The organism is Xanthomonas sp. NCPPB 3569, from assembly GCF_041475645.2.
Taxonomy (GTDB): domain Bacteria; phylum Pseudomonadota; class Gammaproteobacteria; order Xanthomonadales; family Xanthomonadaceae; genus Xanthomonas; species Xanthomonas phaseoli.
Genome location: NZ_CM192969.1, coordinates 241,727 through 266,756, shown reverse-complemented (window position 1 = coordinate 266,756; position 25,030 = coordinate 241,727). Strand labels below are relative to the sequence as shown.

Sequence of the window (25,030 nt, the reverse complement as noted above, 5' to 3'; positions counted from 1 at the left end):
CGGCGGCACTGCGTCAGTGCAGTTGATCGACCACTGCCATCGCCGACCATGGCAGCGCTGCACTGTCGTGATCGCTAGATGCGTCGCGGCTGCGTCCGCTTCCTGCCGTGGCGGTGCGTCGATCGGTGCGTAGACTGGCGGCTCTCGGCAACCGAAGGAACACCGATGCATCGCTTGGCAATGTCGTTCTGCGTGGTGTTCCTGCTCGTGGTGACCGCAAGCGTGCCTGCCCGCGGGCAGGCCAGTGACCTCGAATCAGCCGGGCCAACCAGCAAGCAGCAATGGCGCGCGGTACAGGCGCAGGGCGAGCCGCATGCACGCCACGAAAACAGCATGGTCGCCATCGGCGAGCGCCTGTATGTGCTCGGGGGTCGCGGTGAACGCCCGCTGGATATCTTCGATACCCGCACCCGGCGCTGGTCGCGCGGCAGCGCGCCGCCCTTGGCCGTCAACCACGCCCAGGCGGCGGTCTGGGCAGGCAAGCTCTATCTGGTGGGCGGGTTTACCGGCGACTATCCCGACGAAGCGGCGTTGACGCATCTGCTGATCTACGACCCGGCCACCGACCGCTGGCAGGTGGGCGCAGAAATTCCTGCCGATCGCCGCCGCGGTTCGGCCGGTACCGTCGCGCACGACGGGGTGCTGTATCTGGTGGGCGGCAATACGCGTGGCCACAACAGCGGCTATGTGCCCTGGTTGGATGCCTTCGACACGCGGACCCAGCGCTGGACGCGCCTGCCCGATGCACCGCATGCGCGCGACCACTTCCAGGCCGTGGTGCTCGACGGCAAGCTCTACGCGGGCGGCGGGCGCCGCTCTTCGCACGACACCGGCGACACGCTGTCGCAAACGATTCCGCAGCTGGATATCTACGATCTGCGCCAGGCCACCTGGTCGGTGGCCGATGCCACGCTGCCGACCCCGCGCGCGGGCGCGGCGGCCATCGCGTATCACGGCCGGGTCATGCTGTTGGGCGGCGAAAGCACGGCCCAGGTCGCCGGCCATGCCGAGGTGGAGTTCTACGACCCGGCCACCGCGCGATGGGACACCGGTCCGGCCTTGCCACGCGGCAGGCACGGCACGCAGGCGGCACAGGTGGGCGAGGATCTCTACATCGCCGCAGGCAGCGGCAACCGCGGCGGCGGACCGGAACTGCAGGATCTGCTCGTGCTACCGCCGGTGCCCTGAGCGTTGCCTGTGGCGCGTGCCTGCCCGCGCCATCCAGCGCCTGCAGGCAGTCACATGACAACCGGCCAGCTACCCCTGCGCCTGGAAAGTGCGCCCATCCATGCCCTGACGACGCGGTCGCTGCCGGCCCATCACCCGGCGCGTGTTGAACGCCGCGCCTGTGACGCACGCCGCCGATGCTCCGCAGCGCTGCCCGTCGGCGCATCGGCCGTTGCATCGCGCAACTGCTCGACGTGACCGGCGATCATCGTGCCGACTGTCTCGGCCACCGCGCGGCTGCTCAGCCGCACATCGAACAGCAGCTCCACGGTCGCATAGATCAGGTCCACCACGATGCGGCTGACCAGACGCAGTTGGCGCGGGTCTGCATCGGGAAAGAAATCGGCGAGCATGCGCACCTGCGCCTTGGTGACCTGCGCATGCGAGTCCAGCCGCACCTGCTGCAAGGCCGGCACCGCACGCAGCGCGCGCAGGATCCAGACCCCGCCCTCGGTGGCCTTGGTCACCCGGTAGGTGTCCAGCACCAGGCCGGTCAGCGCCTGCTGCACCTGGTCGCGCGAACCGGACATAGCCTGCGGCGTGATCCACTTGGGCACCAGCGCGTTCTGCCGCTGCATCAGGCGCGTGCCGAGCTCGGACAACAAGGCATATTTGTTGGGAAAGTAGCGGTACAACGCCGGTGGCGTCAGTCCGGCATGCGCACAGACCAGATTGGTGGACAGCCGTTCCACGCCGACATCGCCGAGCAATTGCGCGGTCACCGCCAAGATATGTTCGTAGGTCTCGGTCGCGCGATGCTGGGCCGGGAGCTTGTTGCCGGTCAGCCTGGGCGCGGGCGCCTTGAGCGGCGCGCGCGGACGGGACTTGGTCGTGGACATGGGCAGGGAATTCCTCGAACACGGAGTGATGCGTCGGCCAGACCACCGCGACTGCACCTGCGCCGTTGCATCGCTGCTGCATCGCGCCGGCCAGGCGGCGTCCATCGTCTGCAGTAGCGCCATGCCACCGCCACGCCATGCGCCTGCACGGCCGGTGTTTGCCAGGGCCACATCATACGCGCTGCGTCGCGGGCGATCTGTGCCGCACGCGTCATCGGCGGGCCAGCCAGGCGGTCAATGCGGTGGCCACGCGGTGCTGCCAGCCCCGATACGGCGGAAAGAAGGCGCGCGCGATCAGCAGGCGGCCGCCGCGCAACACCGCACGCTCATGCGAAAACGCCTTGAATCCATGCACGCCATGCGCGCTGCCGATCCCGGACTGGCCGATGCCGCCGAACGGCAAGCCGGTGTGCATGAACTGCTGCAGGCAGTGGTTGACCACCACGCTGCCGGAGCTGCTGCGCGCCAGCACGTGGGCGACCTGTGCGGCATCGTTGCTCCACAGGTACAGCGCCAACGGCTTGGCGGCGGCGTCGAGCCCGGCCAGCAGCGTGTCGATGTGGTCGAAGGTCACCACCGGCAGCACCGGGCCGAAGATTTCTTCCTGCGCGATGCGCGCGTGTTCCGGGACATCAGCCAATACCGTCGGGGCGATGAAACGCTGCGCTACGTCATGCTCGCCGCCGGCCACCAGCTCGGCACCGGCCGCGCGCGCTTCATCGATCAGGGTCGCCAGGCGCGCCGCATGGCCGACATGGATCATGCGCGCCAGATCGGGGCTGGCGGCCACCGCCGCAGCACTGTTGCCGTAGCGCTGCGCCAGTAGTTCGCGGCACCGCTGCAGCAGCGCCGTGCGGACCTCGCGATGCACGAACAGCGTATCGGGCGCGATGCAGGTCTGCCCGGCGTTGACCAGCTTGCCCCACACCAGCACCTGCGCGGCGCGCTCCAGGTTGGCGCTGCGGTCGACGATGGCCGGCGATTTGCCGCCCAGCTCCAGCGTCACCGAGGCCAGCTGGGCGGCGGCGGCGGCCATGACCTGACGCCCCACTGCCGGCGAGCCGGTGAAGAACACATGGTCGAACGGGCAGGCCAGCAAGCGCTGCGCAGTGGCCACGCCACCCTGCACCATCGCCACTTCGGAAGGGTCGAATGCCTCGGCCAGCAGCGCGCGCAGCACCGCATTGACCTGCGGGGTGAATTCGGACGGCTTGAGGATGGCGGTGTTGCCTGCCGCCAGCGCCGACACCAGCGGCCCGAGCACGGTGGCAACCGGATAATTCCACGGCCCGATGATCAGGCAGCGCCCCTTGGGCTGATAGGCGATCTGCGCGCGCGTGCCCAGCGTGAGCAACGTGGGCGCCACCTTGCGCGGGCGCATCCAGCGCGGCAGCCCGGCGATGGCGGCGGCGATTTCGTCGACCACCGGCAACAGCTCGCTCAGCTCCACCTCCAGCGCCGGTTTGCCGAAGTCGCCGGCAAAGGCGGCATACAGGGCCTGCCGCCGTGCCAGCAGCGCGCTGCGCAACGCGCGCAGGCGCTCGCGCCGCTGTGCGGCGGTGGAACTGCGCCAGGCAGCGGCCACCGGCTGCTGGGCAGCGAAGACTGCCGCGATGTCCTCGGCGGACGCGTCCAGGTCAGCGTGCATGACGCACACGCCCCCGCTGCACGCGCAAACACTGCAAACGCATCCGCGACCGGCGTGCCAGACGCGCCGGCACGCTGCGGACCATCCCGCACACGCTGTCGATCATCGATCCCCCCTGTTCGGCTGCGCTGCGGTCGGCGGCGCCCGGCGGCGCTGGTCGCGGCCGGCTGCCGCCGCCAGCACCGCCGCCAGCAATGCGGCGGCCAGACTGAACACCGGTACCGGAGCCGGATCATCGTGCTGCAGCAACAGCGAAGCGAGCAAGGGGCCGGCAGCCGATCCCAGCAACTGCACCGCCGGCACCAGCACCGCCACCCGGCCATGCGCGTCGGCACCGAACGCCAGACCCACGTGGAACGGCATCAGGAACATCCAGACCAGGCCCAAGCCCACGCAGGCAACCGTGAACGCGGCAGTGCCGGCCGGCGCCGCACGCGCCATGCTGGCCGCCACCGCTGCCAGCACCAGGCTGCCGACCACCAGGGTACGTGCGTGACCGAGCCGGCGCACCCACCAGATCGCCGCCAGCGCGCCGACGATCTGCATCGCCAGCACCAGCGAGGTGTGCGCCTGCACCGCCCTGGCATCCAGGCCGGCGCGCAGCCCCAACGGTTCCAGGTACGCCCACAGCGCGCCGGTCGCGGCCATTTGCGCGAAGGCAATCAGCAAGGGCAACAGGGTTGTCGGCGACCAGCGCACGCGGCGCGCCGGCGCGGTTGCGCTCACGGCAGACAACCTTGCCGGCAGCAACGGGGCCAGCAGCGCCGCGCACAGCGTCACCGCGCCCAGCGCCACGAAACCGCCTTTCCAGCCGGTGGACGGCAGCACCCACAGCGCCAGCAGGTTCGCCAGTGCGATCTGCGCCACCGCCTGGGTCAGCATAAACACCGCGGTGACCCGATCCGGCTTGGCCGCACGCACGATGGTCAGGGTCGCCACCCATAGCAGCAGCCCTTCCGCCAGGCCGGCAGCGGCGCGTACCAGCACGAATGCGGTGTCGCCGACCGCCTGCGTGGTGGCCAGATCCAGCAGCGCCGCCACCAGCGTCGCCAGCACCGCGACCTGACGCTGCCAGCGGTGCGGCAACAGCGCATCGCCCAGCGCCACGCCCAGGCCGAGCGCGACGATCTCTCCCATCGCCACGATGCCCACGCCGGAGAGGGTGATCAGCTTTTGCTCGACCAATGTTCCCAGCAGGATCGGCTGCACGCCCAGGATGAGCAGGGCGATCGAACCGATCGACAAACCGGACGGCAACCCCTTCGAGGCGGGAACGGCCGCGGCGGACACTGCGGGTGGATGAGGGCTGCGCATGCGATGCCTTCAGTAAGCCGTGCTTTCGGTGGGCAGGGCGCCATCGGCGAATGCGGCCGCCGCACGCACCTGGTCCTTGCGCAGACGCCCGTTGGCGATGCGACGCACCCACCACGGCAGCTGCCGGGTCGGTCCTCCGGTGGCCGCCGCCAGCACATACGCCTTGGCGCACTTTTCGAACAACCCGAGGTTCAGCGCCAGGCGACGCGCACTGGTGCCCAGGCACAGCGGCCGCCGCGCCACCAGCACGGCGTTGCCGATCCCGCTGGCCAGCACCGCCGCCGCGTCGGCCGCGCGCACCGGCGGCGGCATCGGCCCCAGATGCCGCGCCTGTTCGTCGAACACCTGCGGCAACACGCCGCCGACCTCCGCCAGGCAGTGGCCGAACGCACCGGCCGACCACGCCACCGCCCCCACGTCGCCACGCTGCGCATAGACCTGTGCATGCAGGCGCTGCGCGGCGTCCAGCGCGGCATCCTCGCGCCAGTCCAGCAGCCGCGGCGTCGACGCGGTGGCGCTGCCGATCCACATCTGCGTGGCGCCCGGGCAACGCACCGACAAGGCCGCGTCATCGTCGCCGAGCAAGTGGGAGGCCTGCAGCCGTTCGCGGGTCTGCAGCCAGGTGTCGCGCAGGGCATCGGTGGCGTTCATCGGCTCAGACCAGTGCGAAGACATCGTCGAAACGGTTCAGGGCCTCGTCGATCACCGCATCGGTGTCGGCCATGCTGGTGTAGATGCGGCTGCCGGCCAGGGTGATCAGGCCGTGCGCCGAATACGCCGCGCCCATCTCTTCCATCATGTGCTTGCGCGCCTTGGCTTCGTTGCGCACGCGCCAGAGTTTGTAGAGGTTGCCGGTGTCCAGCAGCAGCACGCCGGAGGTCTGCAGATGCACGATCGAGCCCATGTTGTAGACCACGTACGGCAATCCGCGGCGCTGGATGATCGCCTCCAGTCCGGCGCGCAGGCGATCGCCGGCGCGGCCGGCGCGGCCGGCGGCATCGTGCTGCTGGGCTTCCAGCAACGCGTAATAGCCGGCAACGCAAGACAGCGGGTTGGCCGAAAGCGTGCCGCCGACAAAGGCGCGCCGCGCGGTCGTGCCGATGCCGCCCACCAGGCTCATCATCACCTCGCGGCGGCCACCGATCGCGCCGGCCATCGGGTAGCCGCCGGCCAGGCACTTGCCCAGCACGGTGATGTCCGGTGCAACACCGAAGTAGCCTTGCGCACCGCCGGGACCCAACCGGAAACCGGTCACCACTTCGTCGAAGATCAACAGCGCACCGAACTCGTCGCACAGCGCGCGCACCTGCCGGTTGTAGTCCGCATGCACCGGGCGGGTGCCGCTCTCCGGCCCCAGCGGCTCCAGCAGCACCGCAGCGGTCCCGCCACGCAGGCGATTGAATTGCAGCTTGCGGCGCAACGCGTCCAGATCGTTGGGCAGGCATTCCTGGGTATGCGCGGTGGCGCCGCGCGGAATGCCGATCGCTTCCATACGGCCGGTGCCAGGCAGGCGCAGGCCGTATACCAACTGGTCGCTCCAGCCGTGATAAGCACCGCCGATCTTGATGATCCAGCGCTTGCGGGTATACGCGCGTGCCAGGCGCACCGCGCCCATCACCGCCTCGGTTCCCGAACCGAGCAGGCGCACCATCTCCACCGCCGGCATGCTGGCGCAGACCAGCTCGGCCAGCTTGACCTCGTATTCGTGCAGCAGTCCGGTCACCGGCCCGCACTGGTCCAGCACCTGGTTGACGCGTGCGCGCAGGGCCGGCGGATTGGAGCCGAGCAAGGTCGGGCCGCCGGCCTGCAGGAAGTCGATGTAGCGGTTGTCGTCGACGTCGGTCAGGTAGGCGCCCTCGGCGCTGCGCATCGCCAGCGAGAACGGGTAGTTGAACGCCAGGTTGTGCTGCACGCCGCCGGGAATCACCCGCTGCGCGGCGTCGCCCAACTGCTTGGAGCCCTGGCAACGCTGCTCGAAGTAGCGCATCACCTTGTCCATGCCCTCGCGCCGGACCGGCCGCATCGGCTGTTTGACCAACGCATCGAAGCGGCGATACAGCTGGTCCACGTCGGGCCATTGCGAAATCGCGGAAGTCACGCTCATTGTCGGTGCCATCATGTCTGGGAAAGGGAGGACGCGCCGGACGTGTGCCGGCTGGAATCCAGCGCCGTCAGCACCCGCTGCAGGCCCGCAGCGAGGTCGGGCTCGCGCGCCGCACGTGCCTGGATCTGCGCCTGCAGGTGGCTGCGCGCGACCAGTTCCAATGCTTCGACCACGGTGACGGCCGCCTCCAGGTTGGTCCCGCAGCAGACCACGCCGTGATTGCGCAGCAGATAGGCGTTGACGGTGGGCCGCAGCTGCCGGGCCAACAGGCGGGCCAGCAAGCCGGTCCCCGACGGCATGTAGCCGGCGATCGGAATCCGTGCACCAAGCAGCCGGCGCAACGCCGGTTGCGTCACCTCCAACGGCGCGCCCAGCAGGGTGCAGGCGCTGGCGACCGGCTGGTGGGTGTGGATGCTGCAGCCCACGTCCGGGCGCCGCCGCATCACCTGCGCATGCAGGCCGGTTTCGACCGACGGCGCGCGCGTGCCGTCGAGCTGGTGCAGGTCCTTGGTGCGGACGATGCAGATATCCTCGGCCTGCATGCTCAGGTAGTCGATCGCCGAGGGAGTGACGGCGAAACACTCGGCATCGATACGCACGGCGACATTGCCGCCGGTGCCGGCCAGATAGCCGCGGCGCGACAGTTCGATGCACAGCGCAACCACGCGCTGGCGTTGTTCAAGGGCAAACATGCGCGGCGACCTCCGGGGCGGGAGCAGGCGTGGAGGGATTGAGCCGTCGGTAGATCGGCGCCAAGGTGCGCTGCAGGTCCTTGAATACCGCGTAGCGGTCGTCGTACAGCGCACGCGTGCCCGCATCCGGCTCGTAGACCCGCCGGGGGCGCTGCAATGCCGCCAGGTCGCCGAAGCCGAGCCGGCCCAGGCCGACCCCGGCGATGAAGGCCGCGCCGACCGCATTGGCCTGGATCGGATTGTGCAATTGCCGGATCGGCCGGCCGCTGACATCGGCAATGATCTGGCACCACAGGTCCGACTGGGCGCCGCCGCCGACCGCAGCGATCGTGCCTGGGTCGCAGCCAAGCAGGCGCGCGAACGGCTCCATCATCCAGCGCGTGTTGAACGCCACCCCTTCCATCACCGCGCGGATCATGTCCTCGCGGCTATGCATCAGCGAGAGATTGATCAGGCCGGCACGCAGGCTCGGGTCTTCCACCGGCGTGCGTTCGCCGAACAGCCAGGGCATGTAGATCAACCCGTTGGACCCTGCGGGCACGCGTGCGGCGATGCGATTGAGCACTTCATAGACGTCCGGGCGCTGCTCGTCGCTGAGCAGTTCGTCGGCATGGAACAGGATGCGGTCGCGCAGGAAGGACAGGTTGGCACCGGCGGTGGTCTGCAGGGCGATCGCCAGATAGCGCCCTTCCACTGCGCACGGCACCGCGGCGATCGTACTGCGCACGTCGGTTTTCATGCGCGGCACATGCGCGCCCAGCCATGACGAGGTGCCCAGGTACAGGTGCGCGGCGTGATCCTCCACCGCCGCGGCCACCGCCACTGCCGAGGTGTCGATCGCGCCGGCCACCACCACAGTCTGCGGCGACAGGCCCAGGGCCTGGGCCACCTGCGGCAGCAGCGGCCCCAGCACCGCAGTGGATGGCACCAGGTCCGGCAACTTGTCGCGCTCCACCCCGACCATGTCCAGCAGGCCGGCGTCGTAGCGGATATGGTGCGGGTCGCGATTGTCGGTGACCCAGGTGGTCAGCATCGAATCGGGCGTGGCGCAGAACCGGCCGGTCAGGCGCAGGTTCATGTAATCGAGCACGTTGAGAAACTTGTGCGTGCGCTGATACCGCACGGGCTGGTGGTCGCGCAGATAGGCGATGTGGCCGGCGCAGTCCTTGCCGCTGCGCGCAGGCGCACCGCCGCTCAGGCGCAACCATCGCCACAGGCGCAACGGGTCGTAGCCGCGCACAGTGAGCCAACGCCCCTGCAGACGCCGGGCGATGGCCGCCTGGCCGCGCATGTCCAGCCACAGCATGGCGCGCCCGAGCGCCTGGCCGTTGTGGTCCACGCAGACGGTGCCTTCGCCCTGGGTCGAGCAACACACGGCCACCACGCGTCGGCGCAGCGCCGCATCGCCCTGCACCACGGCAGCGGCGGTGGCGCAGAACGCGTCCCACCACGCGTGCGGGTCCTGTTCGCCGCGCGCGTAGCACTGCAATGCGGCGGTCGGATCGATCGAGAAGCGCAGGATCTGCCCGCACACGCCGCCGGTATCGGCACCGCGATAGGTCTTGGACACCACATACAGCACGCCCCCTTCGACGATGCCGTAGCCCAGCTCAATCACGGCAAAATCGCTGTTGTAGTTGGTCGTGCGCACATCGGTCGGCGTGCCGGTTTCCAGGTCGATGCCATGCGGCGCCATGAAGCGCGCGCCCGGGAATCGCTCGGTGGCCAAGCCCACGCCGGCGTGCCAGCGGTCCGGATCGCCGAAGCGATAACCACCCGCCAAGGTGACGCCCAGGCCGTCGCCATTGACGAACTGCTTCTTGCTGACCCCGGCCACTTCCAGCAACGCGACCAGTCCGCTGGCATGCACGAACTGCGTGCTCCACTTGGCCGAGGGCCGCAGCAACGAATCGGAGATGCCGCGCGTGCGCTGTTCGCTCATCAGCTTGATCTGGTTGTCGAACTGATAGGTCGCCACGCTGCCCTCGCTGGCCGGTTCGGCTTGCTGGGCCTGCGCCGTTAGGCAGGCCGCAGCTTGCAGCAACCCGCACGCGACAACCGCGCCGACATGGATCTTCGCCATCTGGAGTCCCCCGGTGGATGTGAGTGAGAACCGCCGCGATCGCGGCGGTCGGTGCTGCGCGCTCGTGGCGCTGACCGCAACTAGTGGCTGGCGCACACCGGCGTGGACGGCAAGGCCTGCACGCGGGTGAACAGCATGTTTTCGCCGAGCACTTCGGCGCCGATGAACGCGCGCAGGGTCAAGCTGTCGCCCTTGCTGCGCAGCGTGGCCTTGTAGCGCTTGCCGCTGCGCGGATCGAATGCCCAGCCGTCGCGCCAGGTGCCGTTGTCGTCGCGCTCCAGGCGCGCAATCTGTACACCGCAGGTGTCCTTCGGCGTGCCGGCGTCCTTGTCCCACACCACCTTTCCGCACATCGCGCCGGCGGCATTGCTACATGGCGCAAAGGCGATGACGGCGTCCTTGGCCGCAGTCAGCCATAGACCCTGTACCGGCGAGGACGCTGCCGCCAGCACAGGCATCAGCGGCAGCGCCGCGACGACCACGCACGCCAGTGTGCGCAGCAACCGGGAAACGCAAGCTTCGTTCATTGCCGCAATCCCGCGGGCAACCCGCACATGACAGTAGTGAAAACTACCGTATAGCGATGATTACCTTTTTGCAACAGGCTCAAGCATGGCGATTGCCTGGACAGCGGCACGCCTTGGCGCAGCAGGCGCTGCGCGGTGTCGGATCGATTCGGTGCATGCCTGTTTTGACGCGCCGCACCACGGTTGCGGTCGCTAACGGTGGTGCGGCGTGCCGGGTGCAAGGCCTGGCTCGCGGGCGCTGCGGCCGGCGGTCGGAGCTGCGGGCACGCGGGCAACGCGCTCCTCCCCTACAAGGCCGCAGCGAGGGCGGCGCGACGGGCGAGTAGGCGCAGTGCGGGCTCGCGTCATGATGCTGTGGTTATCTGCGCCGGAGCGGTGCGTGGCGGCTCAACGACTGGCCACGCAATACGCAGCGCAACCGATGCAGCGGTCGCACGAAGCGATCGGCGCTGCGGTCAGACACGCACGCGGCCAGACGGGTGCGTGTCCAGCACGCAGCGATGCCGCGGCATCGCCGCGATCGTCTAGCGCGCGAACTGCAGGCCCAGCGACTTCACGCGCACGCGCGCCAGCATCGCGTGCGAGGTCATGTACAGCGTGTGGCCATCGTTGCCGAAGGCACAGTTGGAGACGGCCTCGCCGGTGGCGATGCGGCCCAGGCGTTGGCCGGCGGGATCGAAGACGATCACGCCGCCAGGGCCGGTGGCAAACAGCGTGCCGTCGGCGGCCACGGCCATGCCGTCGGGCAGGCCGGGAACATCCTTGGCAATCAGGTCCGACGCATCGGCGAATACGCGCTTGCCGGTGACGGCGCCTTGCGCATCCAGTGCATACGCCATCCATATCGGCCGTTGCGGATCGGAGTTGGAGACGTACAAGGTGCGCGCATCCGGCGACAGGGCAATGCCGTTGGGAAAGCTCAGGCCATCGTCCAGCAGATGCACGCTGCTATCGGTGTCCAGGCGATAGACGCCATTGAAGCGCAACTCCTTGACCGGCGATTGATCCAGGTCCTTCAACCCGTAGGGCGGGTCGGTGAAGAACACCACGCCATCGCTGCGCCGCACGACATCGTTAGGGCTGTTGAATCGGTGGCCTTCGAAGGTGGTCGCAAGCGGTGTCTTCTTGCGCGTGACCGGATCGAGCCTGGCCAGGATGCGCGTGCCGGAATCGGCCAGCAACACCGTGCCGTCGGGCTCGGCATACAGGCCATTGGCGCCGGCTTCGCGCAGCGTGGGCAGCTCCGGGCCGGTGTAGCCGGAGGGCGACAGCAAGACCGACAGGCCGTCCTGTTCGGACCAGCGATACAGCTTGTTTTCCGGCACATCCGTAAACAGCAGATAGCCGCCGTTGCGCACCCATGCCGGGCCTTCGGACCAGGTGAAGCCCTCGGTGAGCTTCTCGATGCGCGCATCGCTTGCCACCACATCGCTGAAGCGGCGGTCCAATGTCTGCAGCTGGCCGATGGTGGCAAAACGCGGCGCCGGTGGCGTCTGCTTGGTGCAAGCAGCAAGCACCGCCAGCAACGGCACGGCCAACAGCAGATAAGGCGGCAAGCGCATCGGTCAGTCCTGTCTCGTGGTTGGGTGCATGATGCCATCATGCGTGTGCAGGCAACTGCCGATCGCGGCCCACACCACTTCGAGCGCATGCAGCTGTGACGTGCACGGCACGCAGGAATGCGGTGTGTCGAGCCATCCATGCCGCATTGAACATCGGCCGTGCTCGCCTGCCACCTGGGCGTGGTTGTCGGCAGCGCATCTGCCGGCAGCCGCTAGCGTGCAGCGGCCGCGGTGGGCACCGCCAACACCGCATCCAACGCCGGTTTGGCTTGATGATTGCGATCGAACAGCAACGGATAGTTGGTGCGTCCAGGCACCGGGTAATCGTTCTTCCACGACATGTCATCGCTCACGCCCCACACGCTGACGCGCGCAATCTTGTCGCGCTTGCGCCAGAACAGCGCGAACAATTCGGCATACCGGTCGCGCAATTGCGCCTGCACGTCGGCAGGCAACCCATCCCGATAGGGGTCGAGGAAGCGCTTGAATTCCGGCAGTTGAAACTGCTTGTGCGCCATGCCGGTGCCGATGATCTGGCCTTCCTTGGTGAGCGGCAACACATCGATGTCCAGCTCGGTGATCATCACCTTCACGCCAAGCGCAGCGTACGCATCGATGGCGTCTTCGATATCGCGCAGGCTGGGGTAGTTCAGTCCCCAATGGCCTTGCATGCCCACGCCATCGATGCGGACACCGGCCTGCTGCAACATCTTGACCATGCGCACGATGCCCTCGCGCTTGGCCGGCCGCCATGCATTGAAATCGTTGTAGTAGAGCTGCGCATCCGGTGCATAGCGCTGCGCGAAGGTGAAGGCATTGCGGACCACCGTGTCGCCGTCGCCCACGCGCTGCACCCAGTTGGTCGAACGGTAACTGCCGTCTTCGTCGATGATTTCGTTGACCACATCCCAGGCCTGCACCTTGCCCGTGTAGCGCCCGGCCACCGCTGCGATATGCGCACGCATGCGCTCCAATTGCTGTGCCGGCGTATTGGGCCGACCATCGGCGGTGGTGAAGAACCACTCCGGTGTCTGGTTATGCCAGACCAGGGTGTGACCGACCACGAACTGCCGATTGCGCCGTGCGTAGGCCACGAATGCATCGGCCGCACTGAAATCCTGCACGCCACGACGCGGCGCCACCACTTCGGCCTTCATCACGTTTTCCGCGGTAACCGCATTGAAGTGACAGGCCGCCAGCGCAGCAGCGGCTGCGTCCTTGCCGGAGACGATATCGGCATTGACGGCAGTCCCGAGCAGGAACCCTTGCGCATACGCCTGCTTGAGCGAGCTGCCGGGCGTCCCGCACGCGGCGAAGGCCTGCAGTGTGCACACTGCACTCAGCCCGGCGATCAGCAATCCCAGGCGTTTGGTGAGGTTGGCGCGGTTGATGTGCATGTGCAGGTCCGTTGAGAGGCCACAGGTTTCGATTGCACTGGATCGCATCACTGCACCGCCACCTGTGTCTGTGCGGCTTGCAACGTGTCCGATTCCACATGCACGGTGATCGTGCCACGCGCCCCGGCCTTGGCACGCACGATCGCCAGGCACAGCCCATTGAAGGCATGACGCTGCGAAGAGGCGAACGTTTCCAGATTGGTAGGGTCGCCGTTGTCGGTGGCCACCAACTCGCCAGGGCCTTCGATGCGGAAGCGCAGGCGGTCGCCCGCGGTCGGTGCGGGACGTCCGTCGCGATCGAGCAGGCGCACGGTGATGAAGCTCAGGTCTTGTCCGTCGCCGCGGATACTGCCCCGATCCGGCGTCAGCTGCATGCGCGCGGCGCGGCCTGCCGTCTGCACGCGCTCGCTGGCCCACGGCTTGCCATCCTTGTAGGCCTGCACCCGCAATTCGCCCGGTTGGTACACCACCGCGTCCCAGCGTAGCCGGTACTGCAGTGGCGCCTTGCGCTTGCGCCCTTGCGAGACGCCGTTGACGAAGAGCTCGGCCTCGTCGCCGGAGGTGAACACATGCACGGGCGTGACCTGTCCCTCGCGCCCTGGCCAGCTCCAATGCGGCAGCAGATGCGCCACCGGCACTTCCGGACGCCAGCGCGATTGATAGAGCCAGTAACGGTCCTTCGGGAAGCCGGCCAGATCGAAGATGCCCGAGTACGAACTGCGCGAGCTGTAATACGGGGTGGGCTCGCCCAGGTAATCGAAACCGGTCCAGACGAACTCGCCGGCCACGTACGGGTGCCGATCCAACGCAGCGAACACCTTGTCCGCGCTGGAGCCGAAGTCCACCGCATGCAGTTCGTACGCGCTGACCTGATGCGCCACAGAATCGCCGCCACGGCCATCGCGTACCGGTGCGCTGTTGTCGGCAGTGACCGGAAACAGGTACACGCCACGGCTGCTCAGTGCCGAGGCCGTTTCGCTGCTGACAATGGCCGTGTGTGGAAACCGTGCATGAAACCCGGGGTATTGCGGCGGTTTACGGATGCGCTCGGTGCCCTCGAACTCGGCTGCATCACGGATGCCTTCCCCCTGGTAATTGAGACTGACGACATCCAGCGCAGCGGGCAGCGGCATCTCAGGCGAGGCGTAGTTCATCGCCACCGTCGCCGGGCGCGTCGGGTCTTCTGCATGCACGATCGCGCGCAGCGTGCGCGCAATCGCCGCGCCCTGTTCGCCGGTGTATTGCTCGCCAACCTCGTTGCCCACGCTCCACAACATCACCGAGGGATGATTGCGGTCGCGGCGCAGCATCGCGCGCAGATCGGCGGCATGCCACTGCCCAAACACCAGATGAAAATCCAGCGGGGTCTTCTTCATCTCCCAACTGTCGAACACCTCGTCCACCACCAGCAGACCCATGCGGTCGGTCAGGTCGAGCAATTCGGGCGCAGGCGGGTTATGGCTCATGCGAATGGCGTTGGCGCCCATCTGCTGCAGCAATTGCAACTGCCGCTCGGCGGCGCGCCTGTTGAACGCCGCACCGAGCGCGCCCAGGTCATGATGATTGTTCACCCCGCGGATCGGCACGTGCTCGCCATTGACCAATAGGCCCTTGTCGGCGTCGAACACGATGCTGCGAATGCCGAAGCGGGTTTCGTAGCGATCCACCACGTGCCCCTGCTGACCGACTTCGGTGATGGCCACATAGCGATGCGGCTGCTGCGTGGGTGGAGGCCCCCACAGCCGCGGTGCGTCGATCCGGGTGCTGCCTTGCAGCTGCGCCGTGCCGCCGGCAGCGACGGTGATCGGCTGCGCTGGAATGCGTGCGACCGCCTCGCCGCTGGGCTGGTCGCTGGCATCGTCGAGCAGATAGATCGCTGTGCTCACCTGCGCCTGGCCGGCGCTGCGGGCGGCGTTGTCCAAGGTGATGGTCAGCTGCACCTGCGCTGCATCGGCCGAGACGTACGGCGTGGTCAGCTGCGTGCCCCAGTGCGCGATATGCAACGACGCCGTCTTGGTCAGCCACACGTTGCGATACAGCCCGCCGCCCGGATACCAACGCGCCGACTCGGGCGGGTTATCCAGGCGAATGACCAGTTGGTTGCGCTTGCCTGCAATCGCATACGGTGTCAGGTCAACGCGCCAGGAGCTGTACCCGTAAGGCCAGCCGCCGACGAGGTTGCCGTTGAGCCAGACCGTGGCGTACGACATCGCACCATCGAGATCCAGAAACAACGCGCGGCCGCGATCGCTGGCCGGGATGTCCAGGCTCTTGCGATACCAGCCGATGCCCCAGCTCGGCAACCGGCCCATGCCACCGTAGGGCCCGTCTGCCAGGAACGGCCCGGCAATGGCCCAGTCGTGCGGCAGGTCCACGGTTTCCCAGGCGCTGTCGTCGAAGTGCGGCTGCACATACGCCACCGTGCTGCCCGGATTGCCTGGGGGGCGTGTGTGGCGTTGGGCCGGGTCTGCGATCAAGCCGTTGGCGGTCGGCAGGATCCACGGCTTGAGCACGCGCGCGGCCGACGCTTCGGTGAGCTGCGCTTGCTCCGGCTGCGCATCGGCCACCTTGCCATCGCCGCTGCGCACCACCTGTGGCCGTACATCGTAGTCCAGGATTTCATGGTTTGCGGGTGGGTCGCCGCGCTGAAAGCGCCACTGCGCATTGAGCGAAATACGTTCGCGCGAGGCGTCGCTGGCAGCGTGCGGTGCTGCGATGATGGGTAATGCGCTGCAGAGCAAGATAATGGCCGTGCAGGCACGGGCTGCGTCAGCCACGCGCCGTAGTCGCGTGATGTTGTGCATCGCATGTACACGCATCAGTTCACCGACCCTGCCGCTGCGCAGGATGTAGTCATGCGGCGTGCGCACACGTCGGTGCTGCCGCCCTCCGTTTGCGCCACCTCACAGCTTGTACGCTTGCTTGGGTAGGCGGTAGGCCAGGTCGATCGCCACCTCGGTTGCCTCGTCCTCGTCCAGCCGATGCTCGGCAACCAGTTTGGCCAGGAAGGCGCTGTCCACGCGCCGTGCCACATCGTGCCGCGCCGGAATCGAGAGGAATGCGCGGGTATCGTCGTTGAAGCCCACCGTGTTGTAGAAGCCGGCGCTGGCCAGGGTCTGCTCGCGAAAGCGCCACATGCCTTCCGGCGCATCATGGAACCACCACGCCGGGCCGAGCAGCAGCGAGGGATAGTGCCCGGCCAATGGCGCCAGCTCGCGGCTGTAGCTGGTTTCGTCCAGGGTGAACACGATCAGGCGCAAGCGTGCATCGTTGCCATGCCGGTCCAGCAAGGGCTTCAACGCATGCACATAGTCGGTGCGCATCGGAATATCGGCACCCTTGTCGCGTCCGTACCGCTCGAACAGCTGCCGGTTGTGATTGCGGAAGCAGCCCGGATGCAGCTGCATCACCAGGCCGTCGTCCAGGCTCATTGCCGCCATTTCGGTCAGCACCTGCGCGCGAAACAGTTCTGCCTGCTCCGGCGTGGCCGCACCGCGCACCGCCGTATCGAACAGGCGCTGCGCCTCGGCCCGCGACAGATCGGCGGTCGCGGCGCTGGGGTGCCCGTGATCGGTCGAGGTGGCGCCATGCGCGGCAAAGAACGCGCGCCGTTGCCGATGCGCACGCAGGTAGCCATCCCAGGTCAGCACGTCCTCACCGGTGAGCGCGCCAAACTGCTCCAGCGCGCCGGCAAACTGCTCGTGCTCCGGGTCCACGACCGGGTCAGGGCGATACGCCGTCACTACCCGCCCCTGCCAACCGCTGGCGGCAATGGCCGCGTGGTGCTGCAGCCGATCCAGCGGCGATTCGGTGGTGGCGATCACCTCGATATTGAAGCGCTCGAACAGCGCACGCGGCAGGAATGCCGACGTTTGCAGCGCGGCGGTGATGTGGTCGTAATAGTGATCGGCGGTGCCGGCATCGAGGCGGACACGCAAATCGAAAACGTCGTGGAACACATGATTGAGCCACAGCGCCGACGGCGTGCCGCGCAACAACGCGTAGTGCTCGGCAAACACGCGCCATGCCGCCCGCGGGTCGACTGCTGCGCGGGTTCCATCTGCGCGCGGGATGCCCAGGGCATCGAGGTCGATGCCCTGGCTGTACAACATGCGGAATACATAGTGGTCTGGCACCAACAACAGTTCGGTCGCGTTGGCGAACGCTGCATTGGTGGCGAACCAGGCGGGGTCGGTGTGGCCATGCGGGCTGATGATCGGCAGCGTTGCCACCTGTGCGTACAGGCGGCGGGCGATCGCGCGCGTGCCGGGATCGGCCGGCAGCAAACGATCGGGATGCAAGGACAACACGGAAGAACGCATGATCGATATCAGCCCTATGGACAGTGAGGAGGAAGCCTGTTCAGGGCTTGCTGGCAACGTAGCTGCGTAGCCAGGTCAATGCCGGGCGCTCGCTCCCATCGTAATTAATCAGATACGCACCTTCGCTGTCGCGCCACAGACCGTGACGGAAGCCCCACAGGTTCACCCCACGCACGGCCGGGTGCTCCCAGAACAGCGGGAAGATGCGCTGGTAAGCGGCCAACTGCTCTGCATCGGTACGCCCGTCCAGGTCGAACTCGGTGATGTAGATCGGCAGCCCGGTGGTGGCCAGCAGGTCCAGGTTGCCGCGCTGCACCGACACCGATGCATAGGACGTCTCGAAGGAGTGTCCCTGGATGCCGATCGCATCGATCAGGTGTTCTTGCTGCAACAGCTGGATGGTCCGCAGATACTGCTTGGCAGCGGCCGTATCGCCGGTGATGCCGTAGTCGTTGATCATCAGCTTGGTATGCGGGAAATACTTGCGTCCCAGGCGGAATTCCTCAAGCACCCAGTCCACGCCGGTCGCCCCGGTACCGCCCAGCGCCTGCAGATAATTGCCCGAATTGGCGTTACGGTTGTCGGGCTGATTGTGGTTCGGCAGCGTCTCATTGGCCACCTGCATCAGATCGATGTCGGGGTAGCGCTGCGCAATGGCGGCAAACCAGTGCTCGATCGCAGCAAGCTGCTCGTTTGGCGGCAGGGTGCGCACCCACGTCGGCTGCTGTGCACCCCAAAGACCCACGTGGAACTGGAACTGCATATGGTTGCGCTTGGCCAGCTGATAGGCCTCGTCGAGCGGGCCCCAATTCATCTGGCCGCGCACCGCTTCGACGCTGCCCCATTTGCCCGCATTTTCGGGAACAGCGGCATTCCAGTAGTTGGTGAAGCCCTGCGCTTGCTGTGGGCTGTAGGCGCTGCCCAGGGCGCGCTGCTTGCCGGCAGCGATCGGCCCGGCAACAGCGGACGCACAAGCGCCCAGCAACAGCACAAGCGTGAGTGGGTAACGAAGTTTCAACATGTTTGCATCCTCGATAAGTGAGCAAGGCAGTCACGGAAAGGCCAGGTACGCTGACGTGCGCCGGATCGACGCCAACGTGCGCAGACACCTGTGAACCGCGTCTAGGCCGGTTGCTCCACTCGCGCCGGCTGCCCCGTGGCACCAGGCGGTGCACCACCGCCAGCGCCAGCGCCAGCGCCAGGAAGTAGGCCGCACCCGCCGCAAAAAAATATCGGAATGTCGCTGCCGATGGCCTGCAAAACGAAACCAATGAAAAGGGCGATCGCCATGCCGCCGAGGCCGGCGACTGTTGCACCTGCATGACAGGCAGGCGAGTCGGACAGCGGCGTCAAAAGACACGCCCAACAGCCTTGTCGCGCGGCGGTGGTCAGCCCGATCAGCACGACGACCAGCCACGTAGTGCATGCAGCCCGCGCGCCAACGTGAGGCCATCGGCACGAGGCCGGGACACCACGCAGACCTCTGTGGGCGCGGCGCGCATCGGCCATTGTCATGGTGCAGGTGTCCCGGGATGGGCCGCAACGTAATCGCGCAGCCACGTGAGCGCGGGACGTTCGGTGCCGTCGGCGCGGATCAGATACGCCGCTTCCTTGCTGCGCCACAAGCCGGGCCGAAAGCCCCACAAGGTGATGCCATGCACTGCCGGGTGTTCCCAGAACAGCGGGAACACCCGCTTGTAGTCGGCCAGCTGCTGCGCATCGGTCGGCCCGTCCAGATCGAACTCGGTGATGTAGATCGGCAGGCCGGTGGCGGCCAATGCATCCAGATTGTCGCGATGCACCGACATCGCCACCTCCGGCGTGGTCTCGAAGGCATGCTCCTGCACGCCGATGGCATCGACCAGGTTTTCACCCTGCAGCAGCCGCACGATCTGCAAATACTTCTGCGTCGCCTGCGCGCTATTGGTGATGCTGTAGTCGTTGATCATCAACTTGGTGTGCGGAAAATGCTGGCGCGCAAGCCGAAACGATTGCAGCACCCATTCCCAGCCGCTGTCGCCACTGCCTCCCAACGCCTGCAGATAATTGCCGCCGCCGGTATCGGCCTTGCTGGGCGGATCGTTGAGGGGCTCGTTCACCACCTCCAGCAGCGCGATATCCGGGTAGCGCTGCGCAACGGCGGCAAACCATTGCTCGATCTCGCGGCGCTGCTCGGCCGGCGGCAAGGTCTTGATCCACTCCGGCTGCTGGTTGCGCCACACCATGACATGCATCTGGAATGGCATCTGATTGGCCTGCGCGAACCGGTATGCCGCATCCAGCGTGCTCCAGTCCATCTGGTCGCGCACGGCCTCCACACTGCCCCATTTGCCGCCGTTTTCCGGGGTGAGCTTGTTCCAGTACTGCGCAAACCCCGGTGCCTGCTGCGCGCCGTACGCACTTCCGAGGAACTTGGACGCGGTCGCTGCCAGCGGTGCCGCGTGTGCTGGCGCAGCCATGCCCGCCGCCATCAACAGCCCCAGTGTTACTGCGCGCATGTGCATAAGCTCACCTCAGGATGATGTCGGCGCTGGATCGGCAGGCAACTGCGCCGGCTCCAGCCGCGGCACCAGCGTGTGCACGACGGCCAATGCCAGCAGGTAGGCAGAGCCTGCCATCAGGAACACCGGCACATAGCTGCCGGTGGCTTGCAACAGGAAGCCGATGAAGGTGGCGATCAACATGCCGCCCACCGCACCGGCAAAGCCGCCGATGCCCACCACGGTGGCGACCGCGTGGCGCGGAAACATGTCCGAAGGCAGCGTAAACAGGTTCGCCGACCAGCCCTGATGCGCGGCGGTCGCCAACCCGATCAGCGCAACCGCCAGCCACAGGTTGTCGGCGCGTGCGGCAAAGACGATGGGTACCACCGAAACCGCGCAGATCAGCATCGCGCTCTTGCGTGCGCGATTGACGCTCCAGCCACGCGCGATGAAACGCCCGGCCACCCAACCACCGGCAATGCTGCCGATATCGGCCAGCACGAAGATCACGATCAGGGGCACGCCCAACTGCAGCAGGCTCAAGCCATATTCGGCATGCAGGAACTTCGGCAGCCAGAACAGGAATAACCACCAGATCGGGTCGGTGATGAACTTGCCCAGCACAAACGCCCAGGCTTGCCGATGCCGCAGCACCTGTAACCAGGACAGCCGGCGCTGCACCGGCTCATGCGCATCGCTGCGGATATGCGCCAGTTCTGCGGCAGACAACCGGGGTTGCTGCTCCGGCGGGTGATAGCTGAACCACCACACCGCCAACCAGGTGGCACTGAGCACGCCGGTGAACAGGAACGCCGCCTGCCAGCCCCAGGCGGTGGCAATCAACGGCACCAGCAATGGGGCGACGATGGCACCGATATTGGAGCCGGAATTGAAGATGCCGGTGGCCAGCGCGCGCTCACGGCGCGGGAACCATTCGGCCACCGTCTTGAGCGCTGCAGGAAAGTTGCCCGATTCGCCCAGGCCCAGGAAAAACCGCGCAATCGCAAACCCCACCACGCTGGTGGCCAGGGCGTGCCCCATCGCCGCCAGGCTCCAGAGGCCGATCGCCAGCGCATAGCCGAGCCGAGTGCCGAAGCGGTCGATCACGGCACCGCTGCACAGCAAGCCCAGCGCATACGCCGCCTGGAATGCGGTGACGATATAGCCGTACTGGATTTCGTTCCAACCGATCTGGGTCTGCAGGAACGGCGCCAGCACGCCCAATACCTGGCGGTCCACGTAGTTGATGGTGGTGGCGGCCAACAGCAAGGCGCAGACCCGCCAGCGCACCCGACCGAGTCTTGCCGATGCAGCCTCCGGCGCCGCGGCGGGCAGCTCGCTCATGCGCGTAGCCTGTGCAGGCGCGCCAGCGCGCCGGCGTGTTGCACGGGTTGGCCGATTTGGCCGATGTGGTGCGTGCGTGCACCCGTCAGGTGCCGGCCGGGCCCGTCGCTGGCGTGTTCTTCGGTTCGATTCATCGACCACTGCACCTGCACGAAGGTGGCCTTGCGCCACGGATGATAGCGCTACCATTACCACGGCATCGCGATAAATCCATCGCGCAGTGCAGCACTGCGCTCCCGTACGCAAGCGCCTCTGGCGCGACGGCGTGGGTTGGCCGGCGGCTTGCCGACACGTCCACGCTTCTATGCTGCCCTGCAGCGTGATGTTCCGAATTTGTTAGCGCTAACATCAAATGCACTGATCGTCCGTCTCCCCCATCGCACCATCGCCGCGCAGCGGCAGCGACACTCCCTGCGCAGGGGCGATGCGTGGGACATCTGCTACCTGTTAGGGAAGGGATTACGGTGAAGAACAGCTACGCACGAACCGCGTTGTCCTGCGCGTTGGGATCCATCCTGCTGGGCATGTCCGGCACTGCCGCCTGGGCACAGTCCGCCGATGCCCAGGGCACGGCGCAAACCCCACCCACCACTGCCGGCAATAATGATGCGGTGACCCAGCTGGATACCGTCACCGTGTCCGGCTACCGACGCAGCATCCAGTTCTCCACCGACGCCAAGCGCGATTCGGTCGGCTTTGCCGACACGGTGTTTGCCGAAGACATCGGCAAGTTTCCGGACATGAATATCGCCGAGTCGCTCAACCGCATTCCCGGCGTGCAGCTGGCGCGCGACGTCAATGGCGAAGGTCTCAATATCGCCATCCGCGGCCTGGGCACCAGCTTCACCAAGACCACGCTCAACGGCGCCAGCATCGCCACCGCCTCGATCGGCCTGAATGCGCAGAACCAGAACCGTGAAGTCGATCTGAATCTGTTCCCCACCGAATTCTTCACCCAGCTCACGGTGAGCAAGACACCCACTGCGAGCATGCTCGAAGGTGGCGTTTCCGGCGTCGTGGACATGCGCAGCGCGCGCCCGTTCGATCGCCCCGGTGTGCACTTCACCTATCAGGCGCAGGCCGACTGGAACAGCACCAGCGAAAAAACCACCCCACGCGGCGCCTTCATGGGCAGCTGGACCAATGAAGCCGGCACCTTCGGCGCATTGTTCGGCGTGGCGTCGGTGCGCAGCAAACTCGGCGTGCGCGGTTTCGAAAGCGTGGGCTGGACCAACCCCGGCCTCACCTACACCCAGTGCGGCCTCGCGCCGCCGGCAGGCACGCCAGCCACCAACCAACCGGCGGCGTGCAACGTCAATGGCGGCGGCAACTGGCGCATTCCCGACACGGTGCCCGCCACTGCCGGCAGCGGCCTCACCACCGGCGAAACCATCGACGCCGCCTGGCTGCTGGCGCGCAACCCGGGCCTGAACATCGACCAGATCAGCGATGCGCTGATCCCGCGTCTGGGCCGCCGCGTCTACATGAGTGGTGATCGCGACCGCGATGCGTCGGTGATGTCGCTGGAATGGCGCCCGTCCGACAACATGCATTTTTACCTGGACACGCTGTACTCCGAAGCCGAGCGCACCACCGAGCGGATCAGCATGAATCTGATCGGCCGCAACGGCAACATGATCCCGCTCGGCATGCAGGTGGATCAGAACAACGTGGTGACCAGCGCCACCTTCGCCAATGCGCAATATTTCTTGGAAGCGCGCCCGTACCATGAAAACGTCAAGTTCTGGAGCGTCAATCCCGGTGCGGAACTGCTGTTTGGCGCCGAGCAGGACATCAAGCTCAATGTGCAGGCCAATGCCACCCGTAGCTGGCTAGCGCGCGAATCGCCCAGCATCCTGGTCACCTCGCCGTTCACCACCGTGGATTACCGCAACGAAGGCGGCGACCGCCCCAGCATCACCAGCCCGCTCGATCTCAACGACCCCAATCTGGGCTGGGGCTGGACGGGCGGCCGGGTCAATATCCAGAACGAAAAGCGCCAGACCGAAACGCGCGGCGCGCGCGCCGATCTGCAGTTCGACGAGGACAAGCGCAACGTCAAGATCGGCGCGTCCTACGACATGGCCGAGCGCACCATCCGCGGTTTCGACAACAGCACCGCCTGGGAACAGGTGGTGTGCCGCGGCAACGGCGGCAACGTGTGCAATGGCGGCGCCGGCTCGGCAATCCCGAACTCGGCCCTGGCCAGTTATCTGAAACCCGGCCCAGACGGCTTCATCACGGCCGACTTCTCCCGCTTCCTGGCCGACACCAACTACTACGCTCTGCGCGATGCCGCACCGGAGAGCAACTCGGCCAACACCGGCGCTTCGACCGGCGGCATCCGCGAAAAAAACCTGGGCTTCTACATCGAGACCAATGCCGAAGCCGACGTCTGGAACCGCACCATGCGCTTCAACGCCGGTGTGCGCTATGTGACCACCGACCAGACCATTACCGGCCCGGTCACCATCAACGGTGTCCGCAGCGTGCAGGTGCTGGATTCGGATTACAAGGAAACCCTGCCCTCGTTCAACGTGGCGTGGGACGTGGCCGACAAGGTGGTCGTGCGCCTGTCCAGCTCGCGCACGCTGACCCGCCCCGATCCCAGCGCGATGCTGCCCAACACCAATTTCAGCGACCCTTCCGCGCAGACCGCCACGCAGGGCAATCCGAACCTCAAGCCGTATCTGTCGACCAATGTGGACTTCGGCGGCGAGTGGTACACCGGCGGCGAAGGCTATGTGGGCCTGACCCTGTTCAACAAGCGCATCACCGGCTTCACCGTCAACGGCATACGCCGCATCCCGTTCAACGACCTGGGCGTGAACTACGACACCCTGTTGCCGATCCAGCAGGCCGGCCTGGCCCAGCGCGGCGGCCCCAATGCGGCCACCGTGGATGTGCAGACGCAGGTCAATGCCGATGGTGTGCTCAATATCCGCGGCACCGAGGCCATCTGGGTCCAGCCGCTGGACAAGCTGTTCGACGGCCTGGGCTTCAGCCTCAACTACACCCACGTCAACCAGCAGTCCGAAGGCGAAGGCGTGCCGGCGGTGGCCGTCGGTGTCGCACCCAATCTCTGGAACGGAACCGTCTACTGGGAAAAGGATGCCGCCTCGATCCGCCTGTCCTACACCTGGAACGACGACATGGTGATCTCCGGCGCCAACCAGAACGGCATTCCGTATGCGCGCCTCAACGCCGACGCGCGCGGCCAGCTGGATATGTCGGCGAGCTACGCACTGGATTGGCTGCCGTCCAAGCCGCAGATCACGCTCAACGTCACCAACATCACCAACGAACCGTTGCGCACGACCTTCGCCTGGCCCAACGCCACCTACGACCTGTACGAGCCCGGGCGCACCGTCATGCTCGGCATCCGCGGTACCTTTTGAGTGTTGTCGTCACCGGTCGCCGTTCCTCCCAGCGGCGACCGGTGGCGCAATGCGCGCCGCGGCGTTTTCCGCAGCATTCTTCGAGTCCGC

The 25,030-nt window shown here is 66.8% G+C and carries 16 protein-coding genes and 2 pseudogenes; 2 read left to right on the top strand and 16 right to left on the bottom strand.

Going from position 1 to position 25,030, the window contains the following annotated elements; genetic code table 11:
• Positions 1-165 precede the first annotated feature (165 nt).
• Positions 166-1,188, top strand: a complete 1,023-nt coding sequence (locus ACCQ03_RS01055) for a Kelch repeat-containing protein (protein ID WP_057678932.1) — start codon at positions 166-168, stop codon at positions 1,186-1,188.
• A gap of 131 nt (positions 1,189-1,319) precedes the next feature.
• On the opposite strand, the gene ACCQ03_RS01050 is transcribed toward ACCQ03_RS01055, so the two are convergent.
• The 16 genes and pseudogenes from ACCQ03_RS01050 to ACCQ03_RS00975 all read right to left on the bottom strand — a co-directional run bounded on the left by ACCQ03_RS01050 (position 1,320) and on the right by ACCQ03_RS00975 (position 21,542).
• Positions 1,320-2,066: a TetR/AcrR family transcriptional regulator gene (locus tag ACCQ03_RS01050; protein ID WP_057678933.1), complete on the bottom strand. Its 747-nt coding sequence runs from the start codon at positions 2,064-2,066 to the stop codon at positions 1,320-1,322.
• Between the two features lie 211 nt (positions 2,067-2,277).
• Complete coding sequence (locus ACCQ03_RS01045; RefSeq protein ID WP_057678934.1) at positions 2,278-3,714, bottom strand: aldehyde dehydrogenase family protein; 1,437 nt, start codon at positions 3,712-3,714, stop codon at positions 2,278-2,280.
• A 102-nt stretch (positions 3,715-3,816) separates the two neighbouring features.
• On the bottom strand, positions 3,817-4,959 hold the full coding sequence (locus tag ACCQ03_RS01040) for an MFS transporter (RefSeq protein WP_057687108.1): 1,143 nt from the start codon (positions 4,957-4,959) through the stop codon (positions 3,817-3,819).
• A 78-nt stretch (positions 4,960-5,037) separates the two neighbouring features.
• Positions 5,038-5,679 carry a hypothetical protein gene (locus tag ACCQ03_RS01035; protein ID WP_057678607.1) on the bottom strand — a complete coding sequence of 214 codons (642 nt, stop codon included), beginning with the start codon at positions 5,677-5,679 and terminating at the stop codon, positions 5,038-5,040.
• Between the two features lie 4 nt (positions 5,680-5,683).
• A complete protein-coding gene (locus ACCQ03_RS01030) occupies positions 5,684-7,132 on the bottom strand; it encodes an aspartate aminotransferase family protein (RefSeq protein WP_017155212.1) in 1,449 nt (482 codons plus the stop codon).
• A gap of 11 nt (positions 7,133-7,143) precedes the next feature.
• Positions 7,144-7,824: a class II aldolase/adducin family protein gene (locus ACCQ03_RS01025; protein ID WP_209227466.1), complete on the bottom strand. Its 681-nt coding sequence runs from the start codon at positions 7,822-7,824 to the stop codon at positions 7,144-7,146.
• Positions 7,811-9,295: pseudogene (locus ACCQ03_RS01020) on the bottom strand (xylulokinase); the annotation flags it as partial. The gene ACCQ03_RS01025 and the pseudogene ACCQ03_RS01020, both read right to left, overlap by 14 nt.
• Positions 9,284-9,907: pseudogene (locus ACCQ03_RS01015) on the bottom strand (TorF family putative porin); the annotation flags it as partial. The pseudogenes ACCQ03_RS01015 and ACCQ03_RS01020, both read right to left, overlap by 12 nt.
• Before the next feature lie 80 nt (positions 9,908-9,987).
• The gene (locus ACCQ03_RS01010; protein WP_057678609.1) at positions 9,988-10,434 is read right to left on the bottom strand and encodes a DUF2147 domain-containing protein; all 447 of its coding nucleotides are present in this window, start codon (positions 10,432-10,434) and stop codon (positions 9,988-9,990) included.
• 524 nt (positions 10,435-10,958) lie between these two features.
• Positions 10,959-11,996, bottom strand: coding sequence for an SMP-30/gluconolactonase/LRE family protein (locus tag ACCQ03_RS01005; RefSeq protein WP_057678610.1), 1,038 nt, complete (start codon positions 11,994-11,996; stop codon positions 10,959-10,961).
• 212 nt (positions 11,997-12,208) lie between these two features.
• Complete coding sequence (locus tag ACCQ03_RS01000) at positions 12,209-13,393, bottom strand: endo-1,4-beta-xylanase (protein WP_057678611.1); 1,185 nt, start codon at positions 13,391-13,393, stop codon at positions 12,209-12,211.
• Between the two features lie 47 nt (positions 13,394-13,440).
• Positions 13,441-16,212, bottom strand: coding sequence for a beta-galactosidase GalB (gene galB, locus ACCQ03_RS00995; protein ID WP_209034376.1), 2,772 nt, complete (start codon positions 16,210-16,212; stop codon positions 13,441-13,443).
• Positions 16,213-16,296: 84 nt separating this feature from the next.
• The gene (uxaC, locus tag ACCQ03_RS00990) at positions 16,297-17,715 is read right to left on the bottom strand and encodes a glucuronate isomerase (RefSeq protein WP_209034360.1); all 1,419 of its coding nucleotides are present in this window, start codon (positions 17,713-17,715) and stop codon (positions 16,297-16,299) included.
• Positions 17,716-17,755: 40 nt separating this feature from the next.
• Positions 17,756-18,736 carry an endo-1,4-beta-xylanase gene (locus ACCQ03_RS00985; protein ID WP_080949008.1) on the bottom strand — a complete coding sequence of 327 codons (981 nt, stop codon included), beginning with the start codon at positions 18,734-18,736 and terminating at the stop codon, positions 17,756-17,758.
• 490 nt (positions 18,737-19,226) lie between these two features.
• The gene (locus tag ACCQ03_RS00980; protein ID WP_057662075.1) at positions 19,227-20,219 is read right to left on the bottom strand and encodes an endo-1,4-beta-xylanase; all 993 of its coding nucleotides are present in this window, start codon (positions 20,217-20,219) and stop codon (positions 19,227-19,229) included.
• Between the two features lie 9 nt (positions 20,220-20,228).
• Entirely contained in the window at positions 20,229-21,542 is a 1,314-nt protein-coding gene (locus ACCQ03_RS00975) for an MFS transporter (RefSeq protein ID WP_209227465.1), read from the bottom strand.
• Positions 21,543-22,006: 464 nt separating this feature from the next.
• Here ACCQ03_RS00975 and ACCQ03_RS00970 point away from each other — a divergent pair, with 464 nt between their 5' ends.
• Positions 22,007-24,940, top strand: a complete 2,934-nt coding sequence (locus tag ACCQ03_RS00970) for a TonB-dependent receptor (protein ID WP_057678616.1) — start codon at positions 22,007-22,009, stop codon at positions 24,938-24,940.
• Positions 24,941-25,030: the final 90 nt, after the last annotated feature.